The sequence below is a fragment of the Enterobacter sp. K16B genome, assembly GCF_020216105.1.
Classification (GTDB): Bacteria; Pseudomonadota; Gammaproteobacteria; order Enterobacterales; family Enterobacteriaceae; genus Enterobacter; species Enterobacter sichuanensis.
Genome location: NZ_JAIWJZ010000073.1, coordinates 21659 through 48432, shown reverse-complemented (window position 1 = coordinate 48432; position 26774 = coordinate 21659). Strand labels below are relative to the sequence as shown.

Here is a 26774-nt window from a genome sequence, read left to right as displayed (position 1 = left end):
ATGCCGGGCCGGCCATGTTTGGCGTGAGTTCCACGCTGGCGTTGGCTTCGCCGTCGATCATCGCTTTATAGATGTCCGGCACGCCGTCGATCGAACCGGTGAGGATATCTTTGCCCGGCTTCAGGCCCGCTTCTTTAATGGCCTGAATCGCCCCGATCACCATGTCATCGTTATGGGCATAAACCATGCAGATGTTCTTGCCGTTGTTTTCGGCCTTAATGAAGCTCTCCATGACCTCTTTCCCTTTACTGCGGGTAAAGTCGCCGGACTGGGAGCGGATAATCTTGATGTTTGGCGCTTTGGCAATCGCCTCAGCAAAGCCTTTCTTACGGTCAATGGCCACGCTCGCGCCGACCGTGCCCTGCAGCTCCACGACGTTACACGGCTTGCCATCCACCTGCTTCACCAGCCAGTCGCCAATTAATTGCCCTTCAAGCACGTTGTTGGCGGTCACGGTGGTCATATAGAGAGATTTGTCTTTTACATCGATGGAACGATCGAGCAGGAAGACCGGAATTTCAGCATCTTTCGCTTCTTTCAGGACGGGTTCCCAGCCGGTTGCCACCACAGGCGCAATGAAGATGGCATCCACGCCCTGAGCGATGAATGAACGCACGGCTTTAATCTGGTTCTCCTGCTTTTGCTGACCATCGGCGATTTTCAGCGTAATGCCGCGTTTCTGGGCCTCGCTTTTCGCCACGTTGGTTTCTGCTGCACGCCAGCCCGATTCAGAGCCGACCTGCGAAAATCCTACGGTTAAGGGTGCGGCCATCGCCATAGACGACATGGCTGCCGAAACTGCTGTGACAAGAAGTAAGCGCTTCCACATATGAGCGTCCTCGTAGGGTGGGTTATTGTTGGTTAAAAGATGTTCTGCGAAATGACTATAGCCAATGAAATATGTAACGAATTGCGTTACATCACACTTCAGAAAAGTGAATAAAACGTTAATCACAAGTTTGTAATCGCTTTCATTTCTCCATGAAAAATGCGGCTGAGTTTATGGATTTTTCTGTCATGGAATCGGTCTGAAAAGTGGGAAGGAGAGGGAGAGAAGGCGAAAACAGGCAGAGACATTCAGTGCGAGTTGGCTATAATACCTGCCACTTGTTTACCATCCATTTTAAAGGACACCGACATGAGCTTACTCAACGTCCCTGCGGGTAAAGAACTGCCAGAAGACATCTACGTAGTTATCGAAATCCCGGCTAACGCAGATCCTATCAAATACGAAGTGGACAAAGAGAGCGGCGCCCTGTTCGTAGACCGTTTCATGTCTACCGCGATGTTCTATCCGTGCAACTACGGTTACATCAACCACACCCTGTCTCTGGACGGTGACCCGGTTGACGTGCTGGTCCCAACGCCATATCCGCTGCAGCCAGGCGCCGTCATTCGCTGCCGTCCAGTGGGCGTGCTGAAAATGACCGACGAATCCGGTGAAGATGCGAAGCTGGTTGCGGTACCACACACCAAACTGAGCAAAGAGTACGATCACATTAAAGATGTGAACGACCTGCCAGAGCTGCTGAAAGCGCAGATCACTCACTTCTTCGAGCACTACAAAGACCTCGAAAAAGGCAAGTGGGTTAAAGTTGACGGCTGGGACAATGCAGAAGCGGCGAAAGCAGAAATCATCGCCTCTTTCGAACGCGCGGCTAAGAAGTAATTCTTACAGCCTGCCGATAAAGCCCCGCTGGTCGGGGCTTTTTTTTGCCATTGAATAACAAGAACACTCCTGACCGTCGCGATCGTGAGCGCTATACATGCTAAGTTTCTTTCTTCAAAGCATAAAAATGGGCTACATAAAGGCGTTTGACTGTTACGGCAAAGACAGCAAATGGCAGTATCTCTGCATCATGGCATTCCAGCTTGCCTGGTTTTTGTTTTACTTATGGATCCCTTATCGAAGCGATTATGCGATTCTGCTGTTTTTACTGTTTTTCCTGCCCGTCATTTCAAGTAATACACGGTGCATAAACTACTATGGCCGTTCACGCGCTTTGTGTTTGTTATGGCTCATTGCCCCCTACATCATGCTGTTCGTTCCTCTGTTTTTAACCCGGCGCCGGGATACAGAAGAGAATTGAAAGAGTAAAAAAAACAACGCCACCTCACGGTGGCGTTGTCGTTTTTCAGTACTGGTCTCTGTCTAACCAGTTACCGCTTACAATCCGCGTTAACCCTTCGACCGGACGCTGGTAGACGTACATCCACGCGCTTCCGTACGGCGTCTGGATCAACTGGCGCGCGTATTCACCGCCCCTGGTGCGCAAGGCATCAAGTTCGGCAAGTGTCGCGTTATCAATACGATAAACCTCACCCTGTACCGTTCCCTCCCCGGGAACCGCGCCTGGATAGTGGCCCAGGCTGTACAACTGGTAGTTCTCGATATTGTAATTCCCCAGTAGCTGGGCATTGGTCATCCAGTGACTGTTGCCTTGCCTGGTTCTTAAACTGCCGTAGACAAATATTCGCATTGCTAAAACTCAAACTGATAGAGCAGATCAAGTGCCTGGTCTACGCCGGACACTGCTTCCAGATATAGCTTAGGCATCAGGCGATAGCGTAGCGTGAGTGTTGCCAGTGAGTCAAAGATCCCCACACCATATTTTACCTGCAGACCCGGCAGTACATAGCCGCTGACCACCACCTGCGAGGAGTCACCCACGCCCTGGGTGTCCAGCGCCAGATTGCTTACGCCGAACGTCTCACCGATTTTACCCACAACCTGCCCACTTTGTGCAACCCCCAGGCCCACTAACATCGAGGTCATCGCCGCACTGTCGCTCTGACCGCTGTCCAGACCTTGTCCACGCAGCAGGTATGAGAGAGCTTCCTGCTGCGACATCGCCGGGTCAGAGAAGATCTCCGCCTTCGGTTCGTCAGCGGAACCCGTAACGCGTACGCCTGCAATAACGTCGTTTTCCGTTGCTTCCGGGTTACGAATCGCTTCGATGTTAAGCAGAGGCTGATCCGGTGGACCGGAGAACAGCAGCTCACCTTTGCGGACAATCAGATCCTGGCCATAGGCATGGAAACGTCCTTCAGGAATATTGATTTGTCCGTTCAGGCCAAGCCCTTGTTTATCCTGCGCCACTTTCAGGTCGCCCGTCAGTCGCGCCTTCAGCCCAAACGCATCCAGCCGCACGTTATTCCCCACGTGCACGATAAGGTTACTGTTGATGGGTATGCCCGCGCTCTTCTGTTCGACAGGTTTCAGATTGTCATCGAGCATCACTTCATCACTTGAGACGCCGACCGCGCTTTCCGGCACGTCGTGGACCACGATGCGTGCCCAAGGCACGTCGACGCGTCCGTCAAGCGTGAAGAGGCTTGGCGTGGCTTCAAAGACCACATCAGGCGAGACGTCCAGTCGCACCATAGGCGGTACGGTGATGCGCACCTTGCTGCCTTTCGCCGCAATACGGGCCCGCCAGTTATCGAGCTGGCTCCAGTCCGCGTCGCCGCTGAGGTTGATTTGCCCCTGCTGGGTTAACACCGAGCCGCTCAGCGTCGAGCTCATGCCGTTGAAGTTCATCGCGAGCTGGCTGGGCTGCATGTCAAACGGCATAAAGTTACCGTCGATATCCACCCCGCTGAGCCGCATCTGCCCGAACAGCTGCGGGCTTTGCGCGTTGCCGGCCAGACGCAGGTTGGCATTGAGCATCCCTTCTGCTTTTTCCCCGCGGGCGAAAATCGGGTTCACCATCGCCAGGTTGAAGTTGCGGATAGTGACGTTGCCGCCCAGATTGCGCCGTCCCTGTGGGTCGGTGATTTCAACTTTCCCGTCAAACTGGCCGTTGTTGGTAAGACGAATCAGCCACCCCAGCTCCGCACGGTTGTTATGCAGGTCCGCGCTCAGGTTCAGGGTGTCGAAAGCCACCGGCAGCGGCGCATCGTTGACCTCCTGCGTCACCTTCACGTTACGTCCGGAAAGCGTGACGCTGCCCTGCGGCAGCCCCTCTTTGGTGGTGTCCCAGGCGACATCGGCTTTCCCGCTGAAGACGCCGCTCGCCTGGGTGGTATCCGGCATAAACGGTTTCAGCATCGCCAGATCGAAGCGATTGAGGTTGATCTGTGCGCGACCTTCCGCCCCCGCATCGATGGTCTGCGGTACGCACAGTTCCGCATTCGGGTTGGTCCAGCAGTGTGGCCCAATGCTGATCTTCTGCTCGGCGTTGCGGTAGTCCAGCGCGATGGCGCGCGACAGCGCCAGCGGCCCTACCGGGGTGTTGAAGCGGGTGTTGTCCAGCGTCCCTTTCCAGCGCTCTTCCTTGCGGTCGAAGCTGCCGGTCAGGTGAAGCTGACCGGAGACCGGCTCGCCCTGCACCCGCAGCTGGAGGTCGTGCTGCTTCTCGTTCCCTTTGGCGTCCAGGGTGACAAGGTTAATGTTGACGTCCGGCTGAGAAATGCGCTCCACGCGCAGGTTCAGGTTACCGCCGATCTGATCGGTGGATTTCACATCCCCTTCCACGCGGACGCGGGCGACGCTCAGTTCCTGCCAGCGCAGGTTACTGGCGGTGATATCCGCCAGCAGCTGCGGCGCGTCGACCGTGCCGCGCACTTTCACTAGCCCTTTCGCCGTACCGCCGAGACCCGGCAGCGCGTTATCCAGATTCGGCGCGTCGATGGTGGCATCCAGATTGAGATCTTTCACCCCCAGCTCGCCTTTGATATCCGCCGTGTTGCGACCCAGCGCCACGTGCAGACCCGGGATAATCCACTGCAGATAGCTGTTGCCTTTGACCGAGCCCTCAACGTTAACCTTGTTCTGCTTCACGTTACCGGTGAGCTTAATCTCCGGCACGTCCATCTGCCACGTTCCACCGTACAGGCTGCCGCGGGTTTTAATCAGACCATCCAGTTTCGACGGCCAGTCCGGCACCTCTTTGGCGGTGTTAATGCCCGTCAGCTTCAGCTCGCCGCGCCAGCTGATCGCCTGCTGCCAGTCAAGCAGCGCGGTCAGCTCGGTTTTACCTTCCAGCGCCGCGACGATCAGCTTATCGAGGTTGACCTGCTGTTCGTTGCCCTTCGCATCCAGCGTGATGTTTGCAGGCGGTACACCCTGCCCCTTCACCGCGGTACGGAACGACAACGTATAATCGGTCATCTTGCCGCTCAGCTTCAGCTTCAGGTCATCGGCCTGGAACTGCTTTTCGCCGGTGAACGGCCAGGAAAGCTGCTTGCTGACGACCTCAAGATTCAGCGGCAGCCCGGCTTCCGCCAGCTGGGTTTGCGCACGCAGAACCATGTCCACCGGGCCGGAGAGATTCACGCCGACGTCCAGCTTGTCGCGCAGCGCCCCGCCCACTTTGACCTTCACCTTTTCGCCTTTCAGCGGATCGATATTGAGCGAGCTGTTCAGCGTGATATCCACCGGCCAGTTGTCGCGCAGCAGGGCATTCCCTGACGCGTTCACCGAGCCCTGGTTGGTGTCGATATCCAGCGCGTCGAGTTTCATGTTGCCGTCAATGCTGCTGACCTTCAGCAGCATGTTAAAGACCGTCAGGTCGGTATCGCCGGTCAGACGCAGCTGCTCGCCTTTGAACTCTTCAATGTTGAGGTTCAGCGGCAGATGAACGTCGGTCATCTCCGGCAGGACTGGCTTAGAGAAAAGATCTTTCAGCGTTTCGCCCAGCGGCTTCTCTTCCGGTTGCGGGTTCTGGATCTTCGGCTCGACGATCTCTTCCTGCGCCACGTCTGCCACTTTCGGCAGCGCGATCAGTAAACCCTGCAGGGAGGTGGGCGTCAGGGTCAGGTTTTTCTCCTGCCAGCGCAGGCCGGAGGTGAAATCCATCACCGACACGGTGGTGTCGTCGATTTTGATATTGACGTTATCCAGCGCCACCCGATAGAGCGCAATCGGGTACGGCGTGGAGAGATTCAGCGGACCGCTCTCCTCTTCTTCCACCGGCGCAGACTTCGGCATTTTTTTCGAATCTATCGCCACGTTGACATCTTTTAGCGACAGATCGTTGACGCAGAGCTTGCTGTCGCGCAGACAGCCCAGCTTCACTGCGAGGTGGAATTCACCGGCGTTCACCGCCACGCCCGGCTGTTCATAGCGGATGTTTTTCAGACGCAGGTCGCGCCAGCCGCCCGTCACCTGGCCGATTTCCAGCCCGGGCACCCAGCGGTTCGCGGCGTTAAACAGCAGATGCAGCCCGCTCGTCGTGCCCACCAGAAATACCACCGTACCGAGCAGCAGCACGATAAAAATCAGTACCCCGAGGCTTATCTTCTTCCATAAACTCATAATTCAGGCCCCAGACCGATGTAAAACTGTAATCCGTGTTCTTCTTTGTCGCCCACCGGAACGGCGAAATCGAGCTTGATGGGCCCGACGGGTGACTGCCAGCGCACACCTACGCCCGCGCCGGTTTTAAAATCGCTGCGGCGGATATCGCTCACCGCTTCGCCGCCGTCGACGAACATCGCCCCCCACCATTTTCCGCTGACGTTGTATTGATACTCCAGCGAGCCGGTGGCCAGCTTGGAAGCACCAATCAGCTTGCCGTCATCATCTTTTGGCGCGATAGACTTGTATTTGTAGCCGCGGATACTGCGGTCCCCCCCGGCGAAGAAGCGCAGGTCCGGCGGGACTTTCTCGAAGTCGCCGGTTTCGATCCAGCCGAGGTTGCCGCGCATCACAAAGCGGTGTTTATCATACAGCGTGCGGATCCAGACGTTTTGCGCCTGAATTACCGAGAAATCCACATCGGAACCCCACATGGTGTTGGAGTAATCGATAGAGTAGCGCTGGGAATCGCCCCAGGTGGGCATCAGGCCGCCGCGCGAGCGGGTACGGCTGATCATCACCCCAGGATAAAGCAGCATGGTGGTGTTGGTGACGTTGGCCTGAGTAAAGTGGTCCAGACTCCAGCGCAGGTTAATGGCGCGCTGCCAGCCGCTGGAGAGATCCCAGTAACGTGACACGGCAAGTGTGGTGGAATCTGACTCGGTATCGTTCAGGTCGGTTCGCTTAAAGCCCCCCTGAACCAGGTAGTACTGCTCGAGCGGGTTTTTCAGCAAGGGCATTTTGTAGCTGAAATCGAGCTGCTGTTCCGGGGCAGAGATACTGGCGCTGGTGGTCAGGCTGTGGCCCCAGGAGTTCATCCACGGCTTTTTCCAGGTGGCCTTCACGCGTGGGCCGACGTCCGTCGAATAGCCCACACCGGTTTCAATGGTGTTCTCGGTGCGCGGCGAGACAACGCCATGCAGCGGCAACACCTTGGTTTTGCGAGACTTATCAAATTCCGGCGCGACAATCACGGAGTTAAACCAGCCAGTGGCAGAGAGGCGTCGGTTCAGCTCTCCCAGATCGCTCGACTGGTAGTAATCCCCTTTTTTGAAAGGCACGAGGTTTTGCAGGTACTCTTCACGAATTTGCGAACCTTCGAACGTCACATCGCCAAAGCGATAACGTTCCCCGCTGTCGTAGTCGATATCCCAGAAGGCCTGACGTCGCGCCAGCGCAATACCGAGCTGGCTTTTGTTGAACTGGCTGTCAAAGTAGCCCTTACGCAAGGACACGCTCGTCAGCTCTTTTTTGAAATGGTCGTAGTCACCGTGGTTGAGCACGGTGCCGATTTTCGGCCGCGTGCTGAGCAGATCCAGATAGTCCCGGTCAGTACGCGCCCCGCCGCGCAGGATAACGTTGGTGCCGCCAATCAATACGGGCTCACCCGGCGAAACGCGGGCAATAAGCACCTGACGCCCCTTCTTTGGCGGCGGACGGAGGTCAAAATCAATGGTGGGCTCGTAATACCCCAGCGCTTTCAGCCCTTCACGGATGGCATCATCCACGCGCGCGCGAAAACGCCGGTCCGGCGTCACCTCATCACTCTGGATGGTCGATAACTGCGCACGCACGTTTTTTTGTAGCGCCCCGGATAACCCCTCAACCTGCAAACGGACATTCGCCGCGCTGGCAATCCCGCTTGTCAGCAACATACTGACCAAACATAACTGGCGGATTTTTGTCACGTTCTCTCCTGAATATCCCTGTTTCCACCCTGGAAGCAAATGAAGTGCCGCTCCGCGGCAAAATACGGCCTGTTGGCCAAAAACCCACATCGCGGGTTGAAAATGGGTATAACACCCAAATATTTCTTATGATTAAATCTAGACTCATTCAGCGCATTTATTGTGTTCAATTAAACGCTTCGTGACAACCTTAACCGAAACATCGCACCCCGGGAGGCCCCATCGTGAGTTTATTCGACAAAAAGCATCTGGTTTCACAAGCTGATGCATTACCGGGACGCAACACCCCTATGCCTGTGGCGACCTTACACGCCGTCAATGGCCATTCCATGACCAATGTTCCTGAAGGTATGGAAATCGCCCTGTTTGCCATGGGCTGCTTCTGGGGCGTTGAACGCCTCTTCTGGCAACTGCCTGGCGTTTACAGTACGGCTGCCGGCTATACGGGCGGTTACACGCCAAACCCAACCTACCGCGAAGTCTGCTCCGGCGAAACCGGCCATGCGGAAGCGGTGCGCGTGGTGTATGACCCCGCGGTGATTAGCTACGAGCAGCTCCTGCAGGTCTTCTGGGAAAACCACGACCCGGCGCAGGGCATGCGTCAGGGCAATGATCACGGTACCCAGTACCGCTCGGCCATTTATCCGCTCACCCCGGAGCAGGACGCCGCGGCGCGCGCCAGCCTTGAACGCTTCCAGCAGGCCATGCGTGAAGCGGGGGATACGCGCGAGGTGACCACGGAAATCGCGACGGCAAAACCGTTCTACTATGCCGAGGACGATCACCAGCAGTATCTGCATAAAAACCCCTATGGCTACTGCGGTATCGGGGGCATCGGCGTCTGCCTGCCGCCACAGCTGGCCTGATTATTGATCCAGCGCCACGCGAGCCGCGTGGCGCGTAGCATTGCTGACCGAACCGTAATCCATCACTTTGCCCTGCAGCAGCAGGTTAAAGACCGGCGCCTGCGGTCGGTTCAGCCGCGTCTGCAGCAGGTGCACAGCCTCAATCCCCAATTCCCGGCAGGGCACCGTGACGCCCGTGACCGGCCTTTCCAGACGGTGCGCCAGATTCCAGGCAAAATCGGTGGTAATGAGCGAAATATCTTCCGGGATACGCAGCCCGTGGCGCGTTAACGCCCTGACCACCCCTTCGGTCATGCTGGTACTGTTGGGGAAAATGACCTCCGGCCACTGGGATCGGTCATGGCTTAACAGCCACGCATCGAGCGCCTGCTCGGCCTCGTCTGCCGTAAACCACTCCGTGACTAACAAATCGCGCTGGGGATCAAAGGCAACGTGAAAATGGCGGTATGCCTCTTTAATGCCGTCCAGACGCGCATACAGCGTATCCCGTCGCAGGCAGGTGAGCGTAAGCACGCGGCGGTGCCCCTGCTCAAAGAGATATTGCATGGCGGTAAAGCCGATCGCCCGATGGTCGGGTGACACGGAATCCAGGACCCGATCCCGGTCAACAGAGTTGATTAAAACGCAGGGTTTATTGAGCGTGCTGGCCAGTTTAAATATGGTGGCATCATCCGTGCCGATGATAATTATCGCATTGATATTTTTATGGCTGGCCTTTTCCATAAATAATTTCACATCCGCGTGTTGCTCTTCTAATGCACAACAGCTGACCCACACATTGTGTCGCGAGCAGGCTTCGGCAATGCCTTTGGTCACTTCCAGATAAAAAATATCACCGCGTCCCTGAAACGTTCTTTCCGGTGCAAAAACCGCGATGCCGTTAATTAACAGCCGGCCGCTCGCCATTGACTCCAGAACACCTAATTCTCGCGCGGTGCGAACGATCGCGTCCCTGGCTTTATCGCTGGTATAAGACTTGCCGCTTAATACCCGCGAAACCGTGCTAACGGAATAGCCCGTCAGGGACGCGATCTCCTCCATTTTTAACCTGCCCGGCATAGTGTGACCTCGCTCTCAATCAGTTTTTGCAAATATTTGCAGAAACAGCACGTTGATTTTAAAACCAAATTTCAGAGAGCCTGGAGATTACTTAATCACCTTGCGAGTATTCTCACAAAAACACATTGTCGCTGTGGCTCCCCTTTCCTATTTTCCGGTCATCACTCATTTCAACTGAAATTAAGGTGTGACATGGAGAAGGTACGTTTTGGCATTATTGGAATAGGTAATATCGGTACGGTCCACGCGCGTTATTTACTGGCGGGTACGGTCAGTGACGCCTGCCTGACGGCGGTTTGCGATAATGCGCCGGAAAAGCACCCGGCCATTCGTCAGCTGGTCGGCTCCATCCCTCTCTTCAGCGACGCGCAGGAGATGCTCCAGAGCGGGCTTATCGACGCGGTGATTGTCGCGACGCCCCATTATGACCATCCTCGCCTGTCGATGCTGGCGATGCGCCACGGCATCCATACCTTGTGTGAAAAACCGGCGGGCGTGTATACCGCCCAAGTTCAGGAGATGAACGCCTGCGCTCGGGAGTGCGATGTGGTGTTTGGCATCATGTACAACCAGCGCCCGAACCCGCTCTACCAGAAGGTGAAGGATCTGATCGACAGCGGCGAGCTGGGTGAGATCCGCCGGTCGAACTGGATCATCACCAACTGGTATCGCTCGCAGAGCTACTACAACTCCGGCGGCTGGCGCGCCACCTGGAAAGGCGAAGGCGGCGGCGTACTGCTCAATCAGGACCCGCATCAGCTCGATCTCTGGCAGTGGCTGGTCGGCATGCCTGTTCGTCTGCGCGCGTTTTGCCAGTTCGGCAAACATCGCGATATTGAAGTGGAAGATGAGGTCACCGCTTATGCCGAGTACGCCAACGGCGCGACCGGCGTGTTTATTACTACCGTCGCGGAAACGCCGGGGACCAACCGGCTGGAAATCACAGGCGATCGCGGCAAGGTAGTCGTCGAAGAAGGCAAGCTGCGCTACTGGCGACTGCGAGAATCCGAAACCGCCTTCAACGCCCGCTGGCAAAACGGCTTTGGCGAACCCGAATGCTGGGAGGTCACCCTTCCCGTCGCCCCGGAGTGCAGCGAACACCACGTCATTACCGCCAATTTCTGTGCCGCCATCCTGCGCGGCGAGCCGCTTATTGCACCGGGTCTGGAAGGGATCCGTGGGCTGACGCTCTCCAACGCCATGCACCTCTCCACCTGGACCGACGACTGGGTCGACCTGCCGCTCAACGAGAAACAGTATCTGCGCCTGCTGCAGCAACGTATCAGCACCTCAGTGGCTAAAGAGACAGCCAGCGTCACGCTGGATGCTTCCGGCACCTGGTAACTCCGGAGAAGAAACGATGTTAAATGTCGCTATCGTGGGAACAGGGAATATCTCGCATAACCATATTCAGGGCTATTTGCAGTTTGGCCAGCGCTGTCGGATCGTCGCGCTGGTGGATATCTACCCGGAAAAAGCCCACGAGAAAAAAACGCGCTACGGCCTGACGGACGCCCGCGTGTATGAAAACCACCAGCAGATGCTGGCGTCAGAGCCGGAGATCGACATCGTGGATGTCTGCACCCCGCCCTACGTCCATGCAGAGATCAGCATTGATGCCCTCAATGCCGGTTGCCATGTACTGTGCGAAAAACCGATGGCCGCCTCGCTGGAGGAGTGCGACGCGATGATCGCCGCACAAAAGGCCAGCGGCAAAATCCTCTCCATCATTGCCCAGAACCGCTTTACCGACGCCTTCTGGCGTTTAAAAGCGGCGCTGGATTCCGGTCTTGCCGGCAAGATCTGTCATGCCCAGGTGGATTCGTTCTGGTGGCGCGGACACTGCTACTACGACCTTTGGTGGCGCGGTACCTGGGAAAAAGAGGGGGGCGGCTGCACCCTTAACCACGCGGTTCACCACATCGACGCCATTCAGTGGATGCTGGGCTTCCCGTCCGAGGTGGTGGCGATGATGACCAACGTGGCGCACGACAATGCCGAAGTGGAGGACCTCAGCGCCGCGATATTTAAATACCCCAGCGGCGCGCTCACCCAGCTGATCGCCTCCGTCGTGCACCACGGGGAAGATCAGAAAATCATTATCCAGGGTGAAAAGGCGCGCATCTCCGCGCCATGGCAGGCCTTTGCCAGCGTCAGTGCGGACAACGGTTTCCCGCAGGAAACCCACGACCAGCAGCGAGAAGCGCAGCTCGACGCCGTGTTTCAGGAGACGCCGAAGCTCGACTGGACGCTGCACACCGGGCAGATTAACGATCTGCTTGACGCCATCGGGCACGGCACGGCGCCGTTAGTCGATGGTCTGCAGGGCAAACGCTCCCTGGAGCTGATTACCGCGATTTATAAATCCGCCATTACCCGCACTGTGGTCTCGTTGCCGATTCAGCGCGACGACCCGTTTTACCGCACCGGTGGGACGAACAGCCTCGCCCCCCGTTTTTATGAAAAATCCGCAAGCGTCGCCAACTTCAGTGAGGTCGACGCCATCCCTCTGGGCAAAGATCTGGATCGAGGACTCTAACCATGAACAAAAATGACGGAATGAACTACGCGCCGGTCGGTAAGCCACAGCCGGTGGTGAAGGAAGGCGAATTTGTCTTTGCCGCCGCCGCGCTCGACCACGGCCATATCTACGGCATGAGTAACGGACTGATTGAAGCCGGGGCCACGCTGAAGTGGGTGTACGATCCTGACCCGGCCAAAGTGGATAAATTCATCCAGCAGTATCCGCAGGCACGCGTCGCCGCGTCGCTGGAGCAGATCCTCGCCGACGATGAGGTACGCCTGGTGGCAGGCGCCGCCATTCCCTCCGAGCGCTGCGCGCTGGGGCTGAAAACGATGGCCGCCGGCAAGGACTACTTCACGGATAAAGCGCCGCTCACCACCCTTGAGCAACTGGAAGACGCCAAAGCCATGGTGGAAAAAACGGGCCGCAAATACGCGGTGTATTACAGCGAACGCCTGCATGTGGAGAGCGCGGTCTTTGCCGGACAGCTGGTGCAGCAAGGGGCCATTGGCCGCGTCGTACAAACGCTGGGGACAGGCCCGCACCGGGAAGGCACCGGGCGCCCGGACTGGTTCTACGATCGTCGTTATTTCGGCGGGATTCTGTGCGATATCGGCAGCCATCAGATTGAACAGTTTCTTTTTTACACCGGCAACCGCGACGCCTCCGTGGTGGCAAGCCAGGTCCGCAACGTCAAACACCCACAGTATCCCGCCTTCGAAGATTTTGGTGATGCCATGTTGAAAGGGGAAAACGGCGCCAGCGGCTATTTCCGCTGCGACTGGTTTACCCCTGACGGGCTTTCTACGTGGGGCGATGGCCGCCTGACGCTGCTCGGCACCGACGGGTATATCGAGATCCGCAAATATGTCGATCTCACCCGCGGCGAGCAGGACGTGGTGTACCTCGTCAATAAAGAGGGAGAGTTCCGCTATCCGGTCGCCGGCCAGGTCGGCTTCCCGTTCTTTGGCGAACTGATCCTCGACTGTTTGCATCGTACTGAAAACGCCATGACCCAGGCCCACGCCTTCAAGGCAGCGGAGCTTTGCGTGAAGGCACAGATGCTGGCCAACGCGACGGAATAACGGGAGGCGACGATGACGATCCTGAACACGGCGGTGATCGGTGCCGGGGCGATCCACATTTGCCATATCAATGCATTGCGCCAGATCCCCGGGGTCGCGCTGCGCGCGCTGGTCGATACCGAAAGCGTGAAAGGGCTGAAGCTGGCAATGGGCTATCAGTGCCGCTTTTATCAGGATTACCGGGAAATGCTGCTGGATGACGCCATCGACGTGGTGCATATCTGCACGCCGCATGTCGAGCATAAGCCCATGATCCTGGCGGCGCTCGCCGCCGGGAAGCATGTGTTCTGCGAAAAACCGGTAGGCATGAACCGCAGCGAACTGGTGGATATCACCCGCGCCGCTGAACAGGCATCGGGTCTGCTCGGCGTGTGTTATCAGAACCGCTATAACCCCACCAGCCTGCGCATTCGCCAGGCGCTGGACGATAGCGAACTGGGGAAAATGCTCAGCATCAAAGCGGTGCTGACATGGTCACGCTCGGGGACGTATTACACCGAAAGTCCCTGGCGCGGGCGGCTGGCAACGGAAGGTGGCAGCCTGCTGATCAACCAGGCCATTCATACCCTCGACCTGATGCAGTGGTTCGCCGGCGGGGTGACGCGTGTGAAAGGCGTGGTGGATAGCGGTGAGCTGGCGGCGGTTAGCCGAAGGCGAAGACAGCGCGATGGCCACCCTGCACTTTGCCAACGGCGCGCGTGGCCTGTTTTACGCCAGCAACTGCAATACCACCGATTCCCCGCTCCTGATGGAGATCCACTGTGAGCGGGGCTCGCTGCTGCTGAACGACAACACGCTCTGGCGCGTGACGTCGGGGGAGCGCGTTACCCTCGCGAGCGACGACTCCCCGGATGGCTCGGTCAAAAGTTACTGGGGGCTCGGGCATCAGCAGGCGATCCGCCGTTTTTATCACGCGATTACCCACCCGGGCTACGCGGACTACACCGACATCCGTGAGGCCGGAAAATCACTCACCCTTGTGGAGGCTATTTACCGCTCATCTCAATTAAGGCAATGGATAGAGATCAACAACTAGAACGTAATTTGTATTCCAGCAGTAAATAAAAAACGACCCAAATATGGGTTTATAGCTACCCTACACTGGATATTATTATGGTCAAACCAACTGAACGTAGAGTGGGTTATGGCGTGGCGCTCGGCTACGGCATAACCGATCTGTTTGGCGGCGGCGCTTTCGCCATTATCGGCACCTGGCTGTTATTTTTTTACACCACCTATTGCGGCCTCTCGGTGATTGAAGCGGGGTCTATATTCGCGATTGCCCGCGTTATCGATGCGTTATTAAGTCCGATTATGGGGTATATCACCGATAATTTCGGCGACACCTGGCTCGGGCGTAAATTTGGTCGTCGCCGCTTCTTTTTATTACTCAGTTCACCGTTAATGTTTTTATATGCTCTGCTGTGGTTAACGGACATGGGTTACTGGTATTACCTGGGCACATACCTCTCGATTGAGCTGCTGTCGGCGATGGTGCTGGTGCCCTGGGAAACCCTGGCGGCAGAGATGACAAACCGGTATGAGGAGCGTAGCCGCCTCTCCGGCGTGCGGATGATCTGTTCCCAGCTGGGTGGTTTTCTTGCGGTTTCCGTTCCCGGCGTGATTATGCAGTTCACAGGGAAAGATAATCCGTTTACCTATACCCTCACCGGGCTGATCTTCTCCTGTGTATTCTGCATCGCGGTATTTATTACCTGGTACATCACCTGGGAAGCGAAGGATGTGCAACAGGAATCCACGTTTAAAGTGGAGAATCATCGCAGCAGCGGGATACTCAATCACCTGAAATATCTGGTACTGGATCTCTTTTCCTCTTTCCGGATCCGCGCGTTTCGCCTGCACATTATTATTTATATCTTTTCCTTTACGGCGATGGACGTGTTCGGGTCGGTCTTTACCTATTATGTCGTATATTGCCTGAGCCAGGATGCGGCGGCGGTGTCGGGCTGGCTGAGCATTGCGGCATTCGCCTCGGTACCCGGCACGTATGGATTTATGTTGCTGCTGAACAGGCTGAATATCACCCCTTCCGCTGCGTTGCGCCTCTCCTACAGCTGCATTTTCCTGGTGCTGGCTTTCCTGTTTGCGATCTACCTGACCAAAACCCAGGTGCCGACGCTGCTGTTCTCGGCGGTCTTTATCCTGCTCGGTGCCGCCCGCTCAGGCCTCTATTACATACCGTGGAACATCTACAGCTTCATTCCGGATATCGACGAGATAGTGACGCAGCAGCGCCGCGAAGGCATTTTTGCCGGCGTCATGGTCCTGACCCGCAAAAGCACCGTGGCGATGGCCATCATGATTATTGGCCTGGTGCTGCAGGAGGCCGGTTTTGTGAAAGGCAGCGGCGTGCAGCCTGAAAGCGCGCTGGGGGCGATAATGGGTCTGATGATTTTCGCGACGTCAGCCCTGCTGGCGGTCAGCTTCTTCACTACCTACATGTTTAAGCTCACCCGCGAGACGCATAAGCTGCTCCTGAAAGAGATTGCGCGCCGTAAGCTCGGCGGAGATTACCGCGACTGCGACGCCAGGACGCGCGTGGTGATCAAACAGCTCACCGGCTATGAGTATGATCAGGTCTGGGGCGGCGATGCGACACGCCGTGCCGTGGGCAACGTCGGGTTATCTCCCGCAAAATAGTGCTTCTCGCCGGGCAGGCGCTCCCCGTCAGCCCGGCCCCGTTTTACTCAAAATGTGACCTCTGGCAGATTTAGATCTCTTTATGCTATAAAAGGAAAACTCTGGCATATTACTGCGGATAATAAAGACCCCCTATGATATTTATACTACAGGGGGGCATAATTTGCAGAAAGAATACTTACTTAACTGTTTCAAGTATTTCACTTAAAAAGTCATTGAAATTATCAAATGAACCATATATCGATTCTGTAGAGGCATTATCCCTAATTTCAAACAAATTGGATTTAGTATCATAGGTGAATAATGATATGCTATTTTCACCAATGACTAATCTTTCTGCAAGATCAGGATCTATAAAATCATCATTGTCTCTATAGAAATCATTCATCACAAATAGATTTTTAACTAATGGTTCAGGGATAGACAAACTGAATAGAGTAAGACCGTCATATTCAAATCCGTCCATATACTCTAAGAATGTGATGTAGTCGGGTTGGTTGGAAAATAAAACACAAAGTTCATCTGCTAAATTTTCTAACATTGGTGTCGTACTTGAATCAGGTTTTCTGTTCAAAATACTGTTAAGAAATGATTTCCCAATTGGGTCTTGAACTGGATACTCCCACTTAATCATTTCACTTTTCAGTTCTGCAAGAATGTTTTCTATTTTCATTTTCATGATTCCATAAACTTATTTAAGTGGGTAAATTGAACCAGTAGGTATTGCCCACGGTGTTACTCTACTTTCCCCTGGTACTAAATTTTTAGCTGCTGACCTCTGCATGTTTGTAAAAATCTTATGATATGGTTCCTTTTCGATTAACACTAAGTTATTAAAAGAATTAGTACCACCATCATCTAATGGAAGTTTGTGGTGAACATCCCATCCATCTGGAGACTTCCCACTATTCATCCTAAGTAACTGTGATGGTGAAAATATATTAGCCGCATCAGGAGTGGCAGCAATTTCTTTAACAAATTCCTTTCTTACTGTGCTATCGAATTCTTTTCTTAATAATGCTGCTTCTGCTGGATTTCTTTTAGTATAATTAATATCGGTAATTGTAATTCCATTAACTAATCTGGATTCACCTCTGAGTTTCCCCAGATAGCTTGTCATTTCATCATATAGTTGTGGGTTAGGTCGTTTCGCTAACAGAATTGAAGCCGCCGAAATAGCTGTACCTGCTGTTTGTTCATTCAGTACTTGATCATATCCCTTAACCGCATCTCCACCTAACTGTTCCGCCGTTTTCCTGAAGCCCTCAACGTTACCATTGTAAACACCGCCAGCAGCCAGTAAACGTCCTGCGGACTTGCTGTTAATCGTCTTGTATGTCGGTTCAGAAACTGGGGTCGATGTACCACCGAAGGAAGATAATGCAAATGAAGTGGGGCGAGGTCTTAGCCCTTCAACATGATAATGATCGCGATATCTGTCATCAAACTCGAACTCCTGCCGGATGTAATCCCATGTGACAGAAGGGCGAGTGATCAATTCATACTTTTCTGGTTCAAGGTTATCCCTTGAGAGATAGAACTGGTTAAATCCCGGTAAGCTAAAACTCATAACCAATTCCTTTTGGAAACGAACTGTGCATTTTATAACCGCATCGCCTTGAAAACAAATGATTGTTATGACCTGTGTTCGTAGGCTTATCTGTAGAAGGTTCCCGGCAAACTCCAAACCCAACACGCAGCGGTGCAAAAACGCCAAAATGTGACCTCTGGCAGATTTACATCTCTTTACGCTATACTACCCGCTGAAATAATCGGCTCAACGCTACGAGCTGGTGTTCAATGTGTTTTCACACAAATGGTATCAACTCCCCTTCTGAGGATCTGGCGAGAAGCCGGATAAACTATGTTAAACAGTATTTTAGTAATACTTTGTCTTATTGCCGTTAGTGCATTTTTCTCGATATCGGAGATCTCGCTGGCCGCGTCCCGTAAAATCAAACTGAAGCTGCTTGCTGACGAAGGCAATATCAACGCCTCCCGCATTCTCAAAATGCAGGAGAACCCCGGTACGTTCTTCACCGTGGTGCAAATTGGCCTGAACGCGGTCGCCATCCTGGGCGGTATCGTGGGCGATGCGGCGTTTTCCCCGGCATTTTATAGCCTCTTTGTGCAGTACATGTCCGCCGAACTGGCCGAGCAGCTGAGCTTTATTCTCTCCTTCTCGCTGGTGACCGGGCTGTTCATCCTCTTCGCTGACCTGACCCCGAAACGCATCGGTATGATTGCGCCAGAAGCTGTAGCTTTGCGTATCATCAACCCGATGCGCTTCTGTCTGTACGTGTTTCGTCCGCTGGTGTGGTTCTTCAACGGCCTGGCGAACGTGATTTTCCGCATCTTTAAACTGCCGATGGTGCGTAAAGACGACATCACCTCTGACGACATTTATGCGGTCGTGGAAGCCGGTGCGCTGGCCGGGGTGCTGCGTAAGCAGGAACACGAGCTGATTGAGAACGTATTCGAACTGGAATCCCGTACCGTTCCCTCTTCCATGACGGGCCGTGAAAGCATTATCTGGTTCGATTTACATGAAGATGAGCAGAGCCTGAAGAACAAAGTGGCGCAGCATCCGCACTCTAAGTTCCTGGTCTGTAATGAAGATATCGACCACATCATCGGTTACGTCGACTCGAAAGATCTGCTGAACCGCGTGCTGGCGAACCAGAGCCTGGCGCTCAACAGCGGCGTGCAGATCCGCAATACCCTGATTGTGCCGGACACCCTGACGCTTTCAGAAGCGCTGGAAAGCTTTAAAACCGCCGGGGAAGACTTCGCGGTGATCATGAACGAATACGCTCTGGTGGTGGGTATCATTACCCTCAATGACGTCATGACCACCCTGATGGGCGACCTGGTTGGTCAGGGGCTGGAAGAGCAGATTGTTCAGCGTGACGATAACTCATGGCTGATTGATGGCGGCACACCGATTGAAGACGTGATGCGCGTGCTGGATATCGACGAGTTCCCGCAGTCCGGAAATTACGAGACCATCGGCGGCTTTATGATGTTTATGCTGCGTAAAATCCCAAAACGTACCGACTCGGTGAAGTTCTCCGGCTACAAGTTTGAGGTGGTGGATATTGATAACTACCGCATCGACCAGCTGCTGGTGACGCGTATCGATAACAAGCCGACCGTGCTGGTACCGAAGTTGCCAGATGCGGAAGAGAAGGTGTCGGCGTAAGGTTCCTGCCCCCACAAACATCAACGGCTCCCATCGGGAGCCGTTTGTTTAACTACTGCATAGCACGTTGGTTAAGCCATCTCAGTTTGCAGACGCATAACCTGACGGTTGACTTCGGACATCACAGACAGGTGCTGTTTGTCCTTCACTTTTGGGACAAGGATCTTGCCCTTATCAAACTCAAAAGCGCCAACATCCTTGATATACAACCGTCCACGGAACAGGATCTTCACGTACTTCGCCACCTGAAGCGGGTTGTAGCGTTGGAAAATTTTCATTCTTGTATCTCCTGCGAATCATACGCTCTTGCGGTGCCACAATCGGCCCGACTGTCCTGAGCGCAAATTTTAATGCCCAATGACTATAGACCAGAACTACGTTGTTACCCAGTGTGCATAAGTTTATTTACCGTTTGATTACAATTATTCAGAATAATCTTTGCAAACCGCCATTGAGGGCAGTATAAGCCGTCGTTTTTTCGTGGATATGTGCGTTGACCCGCAAACTGGCATCGCGATTGCGGGAAAACCACATTGATCGCACTTATCATTAAAAGCGCATGACCAAGTGGTCGGATCACCTGCAAACAATAAGGAAACGCCATGACCCTACGTACTATCCTTGCCGCAGCTTGCCTGCTGCTGCCTCTGTGGGCTTGCGCTCACAACATTGAAAAAGGACAACGTGTACCGCCAGTCGGCATTGCTGACCGGGGAGAATTGATTCTCGACAATGATAAGTTTAGCTATAAACCCTGGAATAGCGCGCAGCTCGCGGGCAAAGTGAGAGTTGTACAACATATTGCCGGTCGTACATCTGCAAAAGAGAAAAATGCCAACCTCGTGGAAGCGATCAAAGCCGCAAAATTCCCTCATGACCGCTACCAGACCACCACCATTGTGAATACCGATGACGCCATTCCAGGCTCCGGTATGTTTGTGCGCTCAAGCCTTGAGAGTAATAAAAAGCTCTACCCGTGGTCGCAGTTTATCGTCGACAGCAACGGCGTGACGCGTAAGGCATGGCAGCTTGAGGAAGAGAGCTCTGCGATTATCGTGCTGGATAAAGAGGGCCGCGTAGAGTGGGTAAAAGACGGGGCATTGACTCAGGAAGAGGTGCAGCAGGTTGTCGACCTGCTGCATAAGCTGCTGGCTCAATAAATAGAGACGCGGAAGCCGGGGTTGAGGAACGATTCGCGCGGGGTGTAGTCCAGCGGTTTGCCCTGCCAGTCATGAACATGCGCCCCGGCAGCCGCGGCCACGGCATGCCCGGCCGCGGTATCCCAGATGTTGGTTGGCCCAAAGCGTGGGTACAGCTGCGCATGCCCCTCCGCCACCAGGCAGAATTTCAGCGATGAGCCAATCGAGGTGGTCTGGTGTTCACCCAGCTGTTGCAGATACTCCTGCAGCTCGCTGTCGCTGTGCGAGCGGCTAATCACCACCAGCGGTGGACGCGCATCGCGCACCTGGATCTGCTTACGTACGCCGCACTCTTCCTTCCAGGCCTTCCCGTCTGCGGCGCTGTACATCACTTTTAACACCGGCGCGTAGACCACGCCCAGCACCGCTTTGCCTTTCTCAATCAGGGCAATGTTGACGGTGAACTCACCGTTGCGCTTGATGAACTCTTTCGTCCCGTCCAGTGGGTCTACCAGCCAGTAACGCTGCCAGTGCTGACGCTCTTCCCAGCTTTGCGGCGCTTCTTCAGAGAGCACAGGGATGTCCGGCGTTAAGGCCTGTAAACCCTGCAGGATCACCTTATGCGCCGCGATATCCGCTGCCGTGACCGGAGAGTCATCTGCTTTACTGACAACCTCCATGGGTTTACTACCGTCATACACCTGCATGATGGCTTCCCCCGCATCCCGTGCGAGCTGACAAATCTTATCTAGCATTTTCCACCTCTTTGTTAACGCAGTGAGGTTAACTCTTTGTTTTAGTTATATCGTAATGTGAACAATTCCGCTATCTGTGAAGCAATTCCGGTTTCAGGTTACTTTTTTCTGTCAGGATTCACATTTCTGTAAGCAACACGTTATAGATACATACTCTTTTGTGGCCTGGATCGAAAAAAGGACTCCTCTGATGATTAAGTTTAGCGCAACGCTCCTGGCGACGCTGATTGCAGCGAGCGTGCAGGCGGCGACGGTTGATCTGCGTATTCTGGAAACAACCGACCTGCACAGCAACATGATGGACTTCGATTACTACAAAGATACCCCGACGGAAAAATTCGGTCTGGTACGTACGGCAAGTTTGATCAACGCCGCGCGCGGTGAAGTGAAAAACAGCGTGCTGGTCGACAACGGCGATCTCATTCAGGGCAGCCCGCTCGGCGATTACATGGCGGCGAAGGGACTGAAAAAAGGCGAGATCCACCCTGTGTATAAAGCGATGAACACGCTGGACTACACCGTCGGCAACCTCGGCAACCACGAATTCAACTACGGCCTGAAATACCTGCATGATGCGCTGGCAGGGGCCAAATTCCCGTACGTTAACGCCAATATCATTGACGTTAAGACCCAAAAGCCGCTCTTTACCCCTTACCTGATTAAAGAGACAGAGGTGGTCGACCAGGACGGTAACAAGCAGACACTGAAAATCGGCTACATCGGTTTTGTGCCGCCGCAAATCATGACGTGGGATAAGGCAAACCTCAGCGGCAAAGTCACCGTTAACGACATTACCGAGACCGCGCGTAAATACGTGCCGGAGATGCGCGAGAAAGGGGCGGATTTGGTTGTCGTGGTCGCCCATTCCGGCCTCTCGGCCGATCCGTACCAGGCCATGGCAGAAAACTCCGTGTACTACCTGAGTGAAGTTCCGGGCGTCGACGCGATCCTCTTCGGTCACGCTCACGCGGTCTTCCCGGGCAACGATTTTGCCAGCATTAAAGGAGCGGACATCGAGAAAGGGACGCTCAACGGCGTGCCATCGGTGATGCCAGGCATGTGGGGCGACCATCTCGGCGTGGTGGATCTGGTGCTGAATAACGACGGCGGCAGCTGGAAGGTCACGCACTCAAAAGCTGAAGCGCGCCCGATTTACGACGCGGCAGCGAAAAAGTCACTGGCGGCGGAAGATAAAAAGCTGGTCGACGTGCTGAAGCACGATCACGACGCCACCCGTGAATTCGTCAGCAAACCGATCGGCAAATCCGCCGACAATATGTACAGCTTCCTGGCGCTGGTGCAGGATGACCCGACCGTCCAGGTGGTCAACATGGCGCAGAAAGCCTATGCCGAACACTTTATTCAGGGCGATCCGGATCTGGCAAAACTGCCGGTCCTCTCCGCCGCGGCACCGTTCAAAGTGGGCGGGCGTAAGAACGATCCGGCAAGCTATGTGGAGGTTGAAAAGGGCCAGTTGACCTTCCGTAACGCCGCCGATCTCTATCTCTACCCGAACACCCTGGTGGTGGTAAAAGCGACCGGTCAGGAGGTAAAAGAGTGGCTGGAGTGCTCCGCCGGGCAGTTTAACCAGATTGATCCGCACAGCAGTAAGCCGCAGTCGCTGATTAACTGGGACGGTTTCCGCACCTACAACTTTGATGTGATCGACGGCGTGAACTACCAGATTGACGTGACCCAGCCGGCAAAATATGACGGCGAGTGTCAGGCGATTAACCCGCAGGCAGAGCGCATCAAAAACCTGACCTTCAACGGTAAAGCGATTGATCCCAAAGCCACCTTCCTGGTGGTGACCAATAACTATCGCGCCTACGGCGGGAAGTTTGCCGGTACGGGGGACAGCCACATCGCCTTTGCCTCGCCGGACGAAAACCGCGCGGTGCTGGCCGCCTGGATCGGCGCGGAGTCGAAAAAGCGTGGAGAAATTCACCCGGCGGTGGATAACAACTGGCGTCTGGCGCCGATCCACAGCGCGACGCCGCTGGACATCCGCGTTGAAACCTCACCGTCCGATAAGGCAGCCGCGTTTATTAAGGATAAAGCGCAGTATCCGATGAAACAGGTGGCGACGGATGATATTGGGTTCGCCATTTATCAGCTTGACCTGAGCAAGTAAAAGAAAAACTTCCCTCTCCCTGTGGGAGAGGGTCAGGGTGAGGGCATCAGGCCGCACATTCCCGCCTTTTACGCCGCACGCTCGTCCCGATTCGCCATCACCTTCGGCGTATTCACCTCGATCCAGTCCGCCAGCGCGGCGACTTTCTCGCTCACCTCTACGCCAAGCGGCGTCAGGCTATACTCTACGTGCGGCGGCACAACCGGATACGACACGCGATCGACAAACCCGTCCATCTCCAGCGCCTGGAGTGACTGGGACAGCATCTTTTCACTTACGCCGCCCATTTTACGGCGCAGATCGCTAAAGCGGTGCGTTCCCTCACGCAGGGCCAGCAGAATCAGTACCCCCCAGCGGCTGGTCACGTGTTTGAGTACCTCCCGCGAAGGACACTGTTCCGCGAAAAGATTGCCATCGCGCATTTGTTCGCTGAGCGTCGGGATCGTTGTTTTCATACTTACCTTTTTGTACGTACTTACTAAAAGTTAGCTATGGTGCTAGTGTGCCACAACACCAGACAAACACGAAGGAGATTCATCATGATCGCGATTACCGGCGCTACCGGCCAGCTTGGCCATCTTGTTATCGAACAGCTGCTAAAAACCGTCCCGGCCGGCCAGATTGTAGCCATCGTACGTAACCCGGCGAAAGCGCAAGCCTTGAGCCAGCAGGGGATTGTGGTGCGTCAGGCTGACTACACCGACGAAGCCGCCTTCACCGCTGCGCTGAATGGCGTGGATAAGCTGCTGCTGATCTCGTCCAGCGAAGTCGGCCAGCGCGCGACACAGCACCAGAACGTGATTAACGCCGCCAAAGCCGCTGGCGTGAAATTTATCGCCTACACCAGCCTGCTGCATGCGGACACCTCTCCGCTGGGTCTGCACGTTGAGCACGTTGCCACGGAAAACGCGCTGGCGGCGTCCGGCATTCCTTATGCCCTGCTGCGCAACGGCTGGTATACCGAAAACTATCTGGCAAGCGCGCCGCCTGCGCTGGAGCATGGCGTCTTTATTGGTGCAGCCGGTGACGGCAAGATTGCCTCTGCCACCCGTGCAGACTATGCCGCGGCGGCGGCCAAAGTGATTGCTGAAGAGGGTCATGCGGGCAAGGTCTACGAACTGGCGGGCGACCACGGCTGGACGCTGAGCGAACTGGCGGCTGAGCTCAGCAAACAGAGCGGGAAGCCAGTCACCTATCAGAACCTCAGTGAGGCGGATTTTGCCGCCGCGCTGAAGGGGGTTGGTCTGCCGGCAGGGCTGGCGGATATGCTGGCGGACTCCGATGTGGGCGCGTCGAAAGGCGGCCTGTTCGACGACAGCCGTACCCTGAGTAAACTGATCGGCCGCCCGACCACGCCGCTGGCGGAGAGCGTCAAAGCCATCCTGTAATTGTTAAGAACTGGTTATTTTTTGTGGCATCCCCTCGGGTCATCTTTGATAATGGAGAGATGACCCATGAGGAGGCTCCCCGTGCAAGGCGTACCGGAACAGTTCATTGATGAGAGAGACCACGCGCGCTTTCGCCATCTGGCGCAGGTGCCGGGCATCGAACTCTATCACGCGCATATTTCCCGCTATGCCTTTGAGCCTCATACCCATGAAGCCTTCGGAATCGGCACCATTGAAACCGGTGCCGAGCGTTTTCGCTATCGCGGCACCCAGCACCTCGCCCCTGAAAAATCCGTTGTGACCATGAACCCGGACGAGATCCATACCGGTGAATCCGCCACCGAAGACGGCTGGCGCTACCGGATGGTGTACATCGAACCCGATCTGCTGGAAGAGGTTACCGGCCTCCGGCACTGGTGGTTTAGCGATGTGACCCGTTATGACCCGCTGCGCTCGCAGCAAATCGGCAGACTCATTTATGGTTTGTGGCACACGGACGACCCGCTGGCGCAAAAAGGGCTGCTGCTGGATCTGATTGAGACCTTCCAGCCGTTAGCCCACCACGCGCCGGTAATTCACGAAGGGGCACATCGGTTCGAACGGGTGCGTGAGTATCTGCACGATAACTATATGCACGCCCTGACGCTGGACGAGCTGGCCAGCGTCGTCTCGCTGAGCCCGTACCATTTCCAGCGCCAGTTCAAAGCCCATTTTCATGTGACGCCGCATCAGATGCTGATGGCCATCCGCCTGTGGCGCGCCAAGGCGTTCCTCACGCACGGCATGCCTGCAGCAGAAGTCGCCGCCGCAACCGGGCTGACCGACCAGTCGCATTTAACCCGCGCGTTTACCCGCCGCTACGGCATTACCCCCGTGCGCTATCAGAAGCAGGTCGCCCGGCGCTAATGCGCAATCTCATACAATACGCCCCCCTTTGCCCCGCCTACACTGATCGCAACGTGAATCAATGTGGATGGAAAAATGATTAGTGGTGTGTTGTATGCCCTGCTGGCCGGGATGATGTGGGGGCTGATTTTTGTCGGTCCGCTGATCGTGCCCGAATACCCGGCACTGCTGCAGTCGACAGGACGTTATCTGGCGCTGGGGCTAATTGCCCTCCCCCTGGCGTGGCTGGGACGCGCGCGCTTGCGTCAGCTTAGCCGTCAGGACTGGGGCACCGCGCTGGCGCTGACCATGATGGGTAATCTTGTCTATTACGTGTGCCTCGCCAGCGCCATTCAGCGTACCGGCGCGCCGGTGTCGACCATGATTATCGGCACGCTGCCGGTCGTCATCCCCGTCTTTGCGAACCTGCTCTACAGCCAGCGAGATGGCAAACTGGCGTGGTCAAAAATGGCGCCAGCGCTGATCTGCACCGCCGTGGGTCTGGTATGCGTCAATATTGCCGAACTGCGTCATGGGCGGGTGGACTTCAGCCTCTGGCGGTACGGCTCGGGGATCGGCCTGGCGTTTATTTCTGTCGCATGCTGGGCCTGGTATGCCCTGCGCAATGCGCGCTGGCTGCGGGAGAACCCGGAAAAACATCCAATGATGTGGGCAACGGCGCAGGCGCTGGTGACGCTGCCGATCTCACTGGCGGGATATGTTGGGGCGTGTATCTGGTTAAGCCATCAACAGCCGGACTTCGCACAGCCCTTCGGACCGCGACCATGGGTCTTTGTCGGGCTGATGATCGCCATTGCCGTGCTCTGCTCCTGGGTGGGCGCGCTGTGCTGGAACATTGCCAGCCAGAAGCTGCCGACGGTGATCTTAGGTCCGCTGATCGTCTTCGAAACCCTGGCCGGGCTGCTGTATACCTTCCTGATGCGCCAGAGCGTGCCGCCGCTGTTAACGGCCTGCGGGATCGCGTTGCTGGTGGTAGGGGTGGTGATGGCCGTTAAAGCAAAGCCGGAAAAACCGAGGGTCGTTCCGGCGTCGGAGATGTGATTTTTGCCGGGTGGCGGCTACGCCT

21 protein-coding genes and 2 pseudogenes are annotated in these 26774 nt (G+C 55.4%); 13 read left to right on the top strand and 10 right to left on the bottom strand.

Annotation, left to right across the window (positions count from 1 at the left end):
• The coding region (ytfQ, locus tag LDK53_RS14520; protein WP_225287453.1) for a galactofuranose ABC transporter, galactofuranose-binding protein YtfQ at nucleotides 1-829 on the bottom strand (829 nt) is incomplete at its 3' end.
• 309 nt (nucleotides 830-1138) lie between these two features.
• Between ytfQ and ppa the strand changes: the two genes are divergently transcribed.
• Nucleotides 1139-1669: an inorganic diphosphatase gene (ppa, locus tag LDK53_RS14515; protein WP_008501423.1), complete on the top strand. Its 531-nt coding sequence runs from the start codon at nucleotides 1139-1141 to the stop codon at nucleotides 1667-1669.
• 466 nt (nucleotides 1670-2135) lie between these two features.
• On the opposite strand, the gene LDK53_RS14510 is transcribed toward ppa, so the two are convergent.
• From LDK53_RS14510 to tamA, 3 genes are read right to left on the bottom strand one after another with little or no spacing between them, the layout of a single operon-like run.
• The gene (locus LDK53_RS14510; protein ID WP_025759063.1) at nucleotides 2136-2480 is read right to left on the bottom strand and encodes a gamma-glutamylcyclotransferase; all 345 of its coding nucleotides are present in this window, start codon (nucleotides 2478-2480) and stop codon (nucleotides 2136-2138) included.
• 2 nt (nucleotides 2481-2482) lie between these two features.
• On the bottom strand, nucleotides 2483-6259 hold the full coding sequence (gene tamB / locus LDK53_RS14505) for an autotransporter assembly complex protein TamB (protein ID WP_225287452.1): 3777 nt from the start codon (nucleotides 6257-6259) through the stop codon (nucleotides 2483-2485).
• Entirely contained in the window at nucleotides 6256-7989 is a 1734-nt protein-coding gene (gene tamA, locus LDK53_RS14500) for an autotransporter assembly complex protein TamA (protein WP_025759061.1), read from the bottom strand. The genes tamB and tamA overlap by 4 nt, the downstream gene beginning before the upstream one ends.
• A 224-nt stretch (nucleotides 7990-8213) precedes the next feature.
• On the opposite strand from tamA, the gene msrA reads away from it, so the two are divergent.
• On the top strand, nucleotides 8214-8855 hold the full coding sequence (gene msrA, locus LDK53_RS14495; RefSeq protein WP_025759060.1) for a peptide-methionine (S)-S-oxide reductase MsrA: 642 nt from the start codon (nucleotides 8214-8216) through the stop codon (nucleotides 8853-8855).
• On the opposite strand, the gene LDK53_RS14490 is transcribed toward msrA, so the two are convergent.
• Nucleotides 8856-9914 carry a LacI family DNA-binding transcriptional regulator gene (locus LDK53_RS14490; RefSeq protein ID WP_025759059.1) on the bottom strand — a complete coding sequence of 353 codons (1059 nt, stop codon included), beginning with the start codon at nucleotides 9912-9914 and terminating at the stop codon, nucleotides 8856-8858. It lies immediately after the preceding gene.
• Nucleotides 9915-10106: 192 nt separating this feature from the next.
• Between LDK53_RS14490 and LDK53_RS14485 the strand changes: the two genes are divergently transcribed.
• The 5 genes and pseudogenes from LDK53_RS14485 to LDK53_RS14465 all read left to right on the top strand — a co-directional run bounded on the left by LDK53_RS14485 (nucleotide 10107) and on the right by LDK53_RS14465 (nucleotide 16184).
• The gene (locus tag LDK53_RS14485; RefSeq protein WP_025759058.1) at nucleotides 10107-11258 is read left to right on the top strand and encodes a Gfo/Idh/MocA family protein; all 1152 of its coding nucleotides are present in this window, start codon (nucleotides 10107-10109) and stop codon (nucleotides 11256-11258) included.
• 16 nt (nucleotides 11259-11274) lie between these two features.
• Nucleotides 11275-12453, top strand: coding sequence for a Gfo/Idh/MocA family protein (locus LDK53_RS14480; RefSeq protein ID WP_225287451.1), 1179 nt, complete (start codon nucleotides 11275-11277; stop codon nucleotides 12451-12453).
• A gap of 2 nt (nucleotides 12454-12455) precedes the next feature.
• Complete coding sequence (locus LDK53_RS14475; RefSeq protein WP_104556461.1) at nucleotides 12456-13523, top strand: Gfo/Idh/MocA family protein; 1068 nt, start codon at nucleotides 12456-12458, stop codon at nucleotides 13521-13523.
• Nucleotides 13524-13535: 12 nt separating this feature from the next.
• A pseudogene (locus LDK53_RS14470) lies at nucleotides 13536-14559 on the top strand (Gfo/Idh/MocA family protein).
• A 77-nt stretch (nucleotides 14560-14636) separates the two neighbouring features.
• Complete coding sequence (locus LDK53_RS14465) at nucleotides 14637-16184, top strand: MFS transporter (RefSeq protein ID WP_059385665.1); 1548 nt, start codon at nucleotides 14637-14639, stop codon at nucleotides 16182-16184.
• A 178-nt stretch (nucleotides 16185-16362) separates the two neighbouring features.
• Here LDK53_RS14465 and LDK53_RS14460 read toward each other — a convergent pair whose 3' ends face one another.
• A complete protein-coding gene (locus LDK53_RS14460) occupies nucleotides 16363-16857 on the bottom strand; it encodes a YrhA family protein (RefSeq protein ID WP_045284434.1) in 495 nt (164 codons plus the stop codon).
• 18 nt (nucleotides 16858-16875) lie between these two features.
• A pseudogene (locus tag LDK53_RS14455) lies at nucleotides 16876-17520 on the bottom strand (HNH endonuclease signature motif containing protein); the annotation flags it as partial.
• Nucleotides 17521-18048: 528 nt separating this feature from the next.
• On the opposite strand from LDK53_RS14455, the gene LDK53_RS14450 reads away from it, so the two are divergent.
• Entirely contained in the window at nucleotides 18049-19386 is a 1338-nt protein-coding gene (locus LDK53_RS14450; RefSeq protein WP_025758299.1) for a hemolysin family protein, read from the top strand.
• Nucleotides 19387-19457: 71 nt separating this feature from the next.
• Here the strand turns inward: LDK53_RS14450 and LDK53_RS14445 are convergent, their stop codons facing one another.
• Nucleotides 19458-19664: a DUF1107 domain-containing protein gene (locus tag LDK53_RS14445; RefSeq protein ID WP_008501430.1), complete on the bottom strand. Its 207-nt coding sequence runs from the start codon at nucleotides 19662-19664 to the stop codon at nucleotides 19458-19460.
• A gap of 324 nt (nucleotides 19665-19988) precedes the next feature.
• On the opposite strand from LDK53_RS14445, the gene LDK53_RS14440 reads away from it, so the two are divergent.
• Nucleotides 19989-20546: a YtfJ family protein gene (locus LDK53_RS14440; RefSeq protein WP_025758297.1), complete on the top strand. Its 558-nt coding sequence runs from the start codon at nucleotides 19989-19991 to the stop codon at nucleotides 20544-20546.
• On the opposite strand, the gene cysQ is transcribed toward LDK53_RS14440, so the two are convergent.
• Complete coding sequence (gene cysQ, locus LDK53_RS14435; protein WP_025758296.1) at nucleotides 20540-21280, bottom strand: 3'(2'),5'-bisphosphate nucleotidase CysQ; 741 nt, start codon at nucleotides 21278-21280, stop codon at nucleotides 20540-20542. The two genes, LDK53_RS14440 and cysQ, sit on opposite strands and share 7 nt — an antisense overlap.
• Nucleotides 21281-21470: 190 nt before the next feature.
• Between cysQ and LDK53_RS14430 the strand changes: the two genes are divergently transcribed.
• Entirely contained in the window at nucleotides 21471-23414 is a 1944-nt protein-coding gene (locus tag LDK53_RS14430; RefSeq protein ID WP_225287450.1) for a bifunctional 2',3'-cyclic-nucleotide 2'-phosphodiesterase/3'-nucleotidase, read from the top strand.
• A gap of 68 nt (nucleotides 23415-23482) precedes the next feature.
• Here LDK53_RS14430 and LDK53_RS14425 read toward each other — a convergent pair whose 3' ends face one another.
• Nucleotides 23483-23869 carry a winged helix-turn-helix transcriptional regulator gene (locus LDK53_RS14425; RefSeq protein ID WP_025758293.1) on the bottom strand — a complete coding sequence of 129 codons (387 nt, stop codon included), beginning with the start codon at nucleotides 23867-23869 and terminating at the stop codon, nucleotides 23483-23485.
• Between the two features lie 84 nt (nucleotides 23870-23953).
• Here LDK53_RS14425 and LDK53_RS14420 point away from each other — a divergent pair, with 84 nt between their 5' ends.
• The 3 genes from LDK53_RS14420 (at nucleotide 23954) to LDK53_RS14410 (ending at nucleotide 26749) form a co-directional block, all read left to right on the top strand.
• Nucleotides 23954-24802, top strand: coding sequence for an SDR family oxidoreductase (locus LDK53_RS14420; protein WP_225287449.1), 849 nt, complete (start codon nucleotides 23954-23956; stop codon nucleotides 24800-24802).
• Between the two features lie 81 nt (nucleotides 24803-24883).
• A complete protein-coding gene (locus tag LDK53_RS14415; RefSeq protein WP_025758291.1) occupies nucleotides 24884-25708 on the top strand; it encodes an AraC family transcriptional regulator in 825 nt (274 codons plus the stop codon).
• 75 nt (nucleotides 25709-25783) lie between these two features.
• Complete coding sequence (locus LDK53_RS14410) at nucleotides 25784-26749, top strand: DMT family transporter (RefSeq protein WP_225287448.1); 966 nt, start codon at nucleotides 25784-25786, stop codon at nucleotides 26747-26749.
• Nucleotides 26750-26774: the final 25 nt, after the last annotated feature.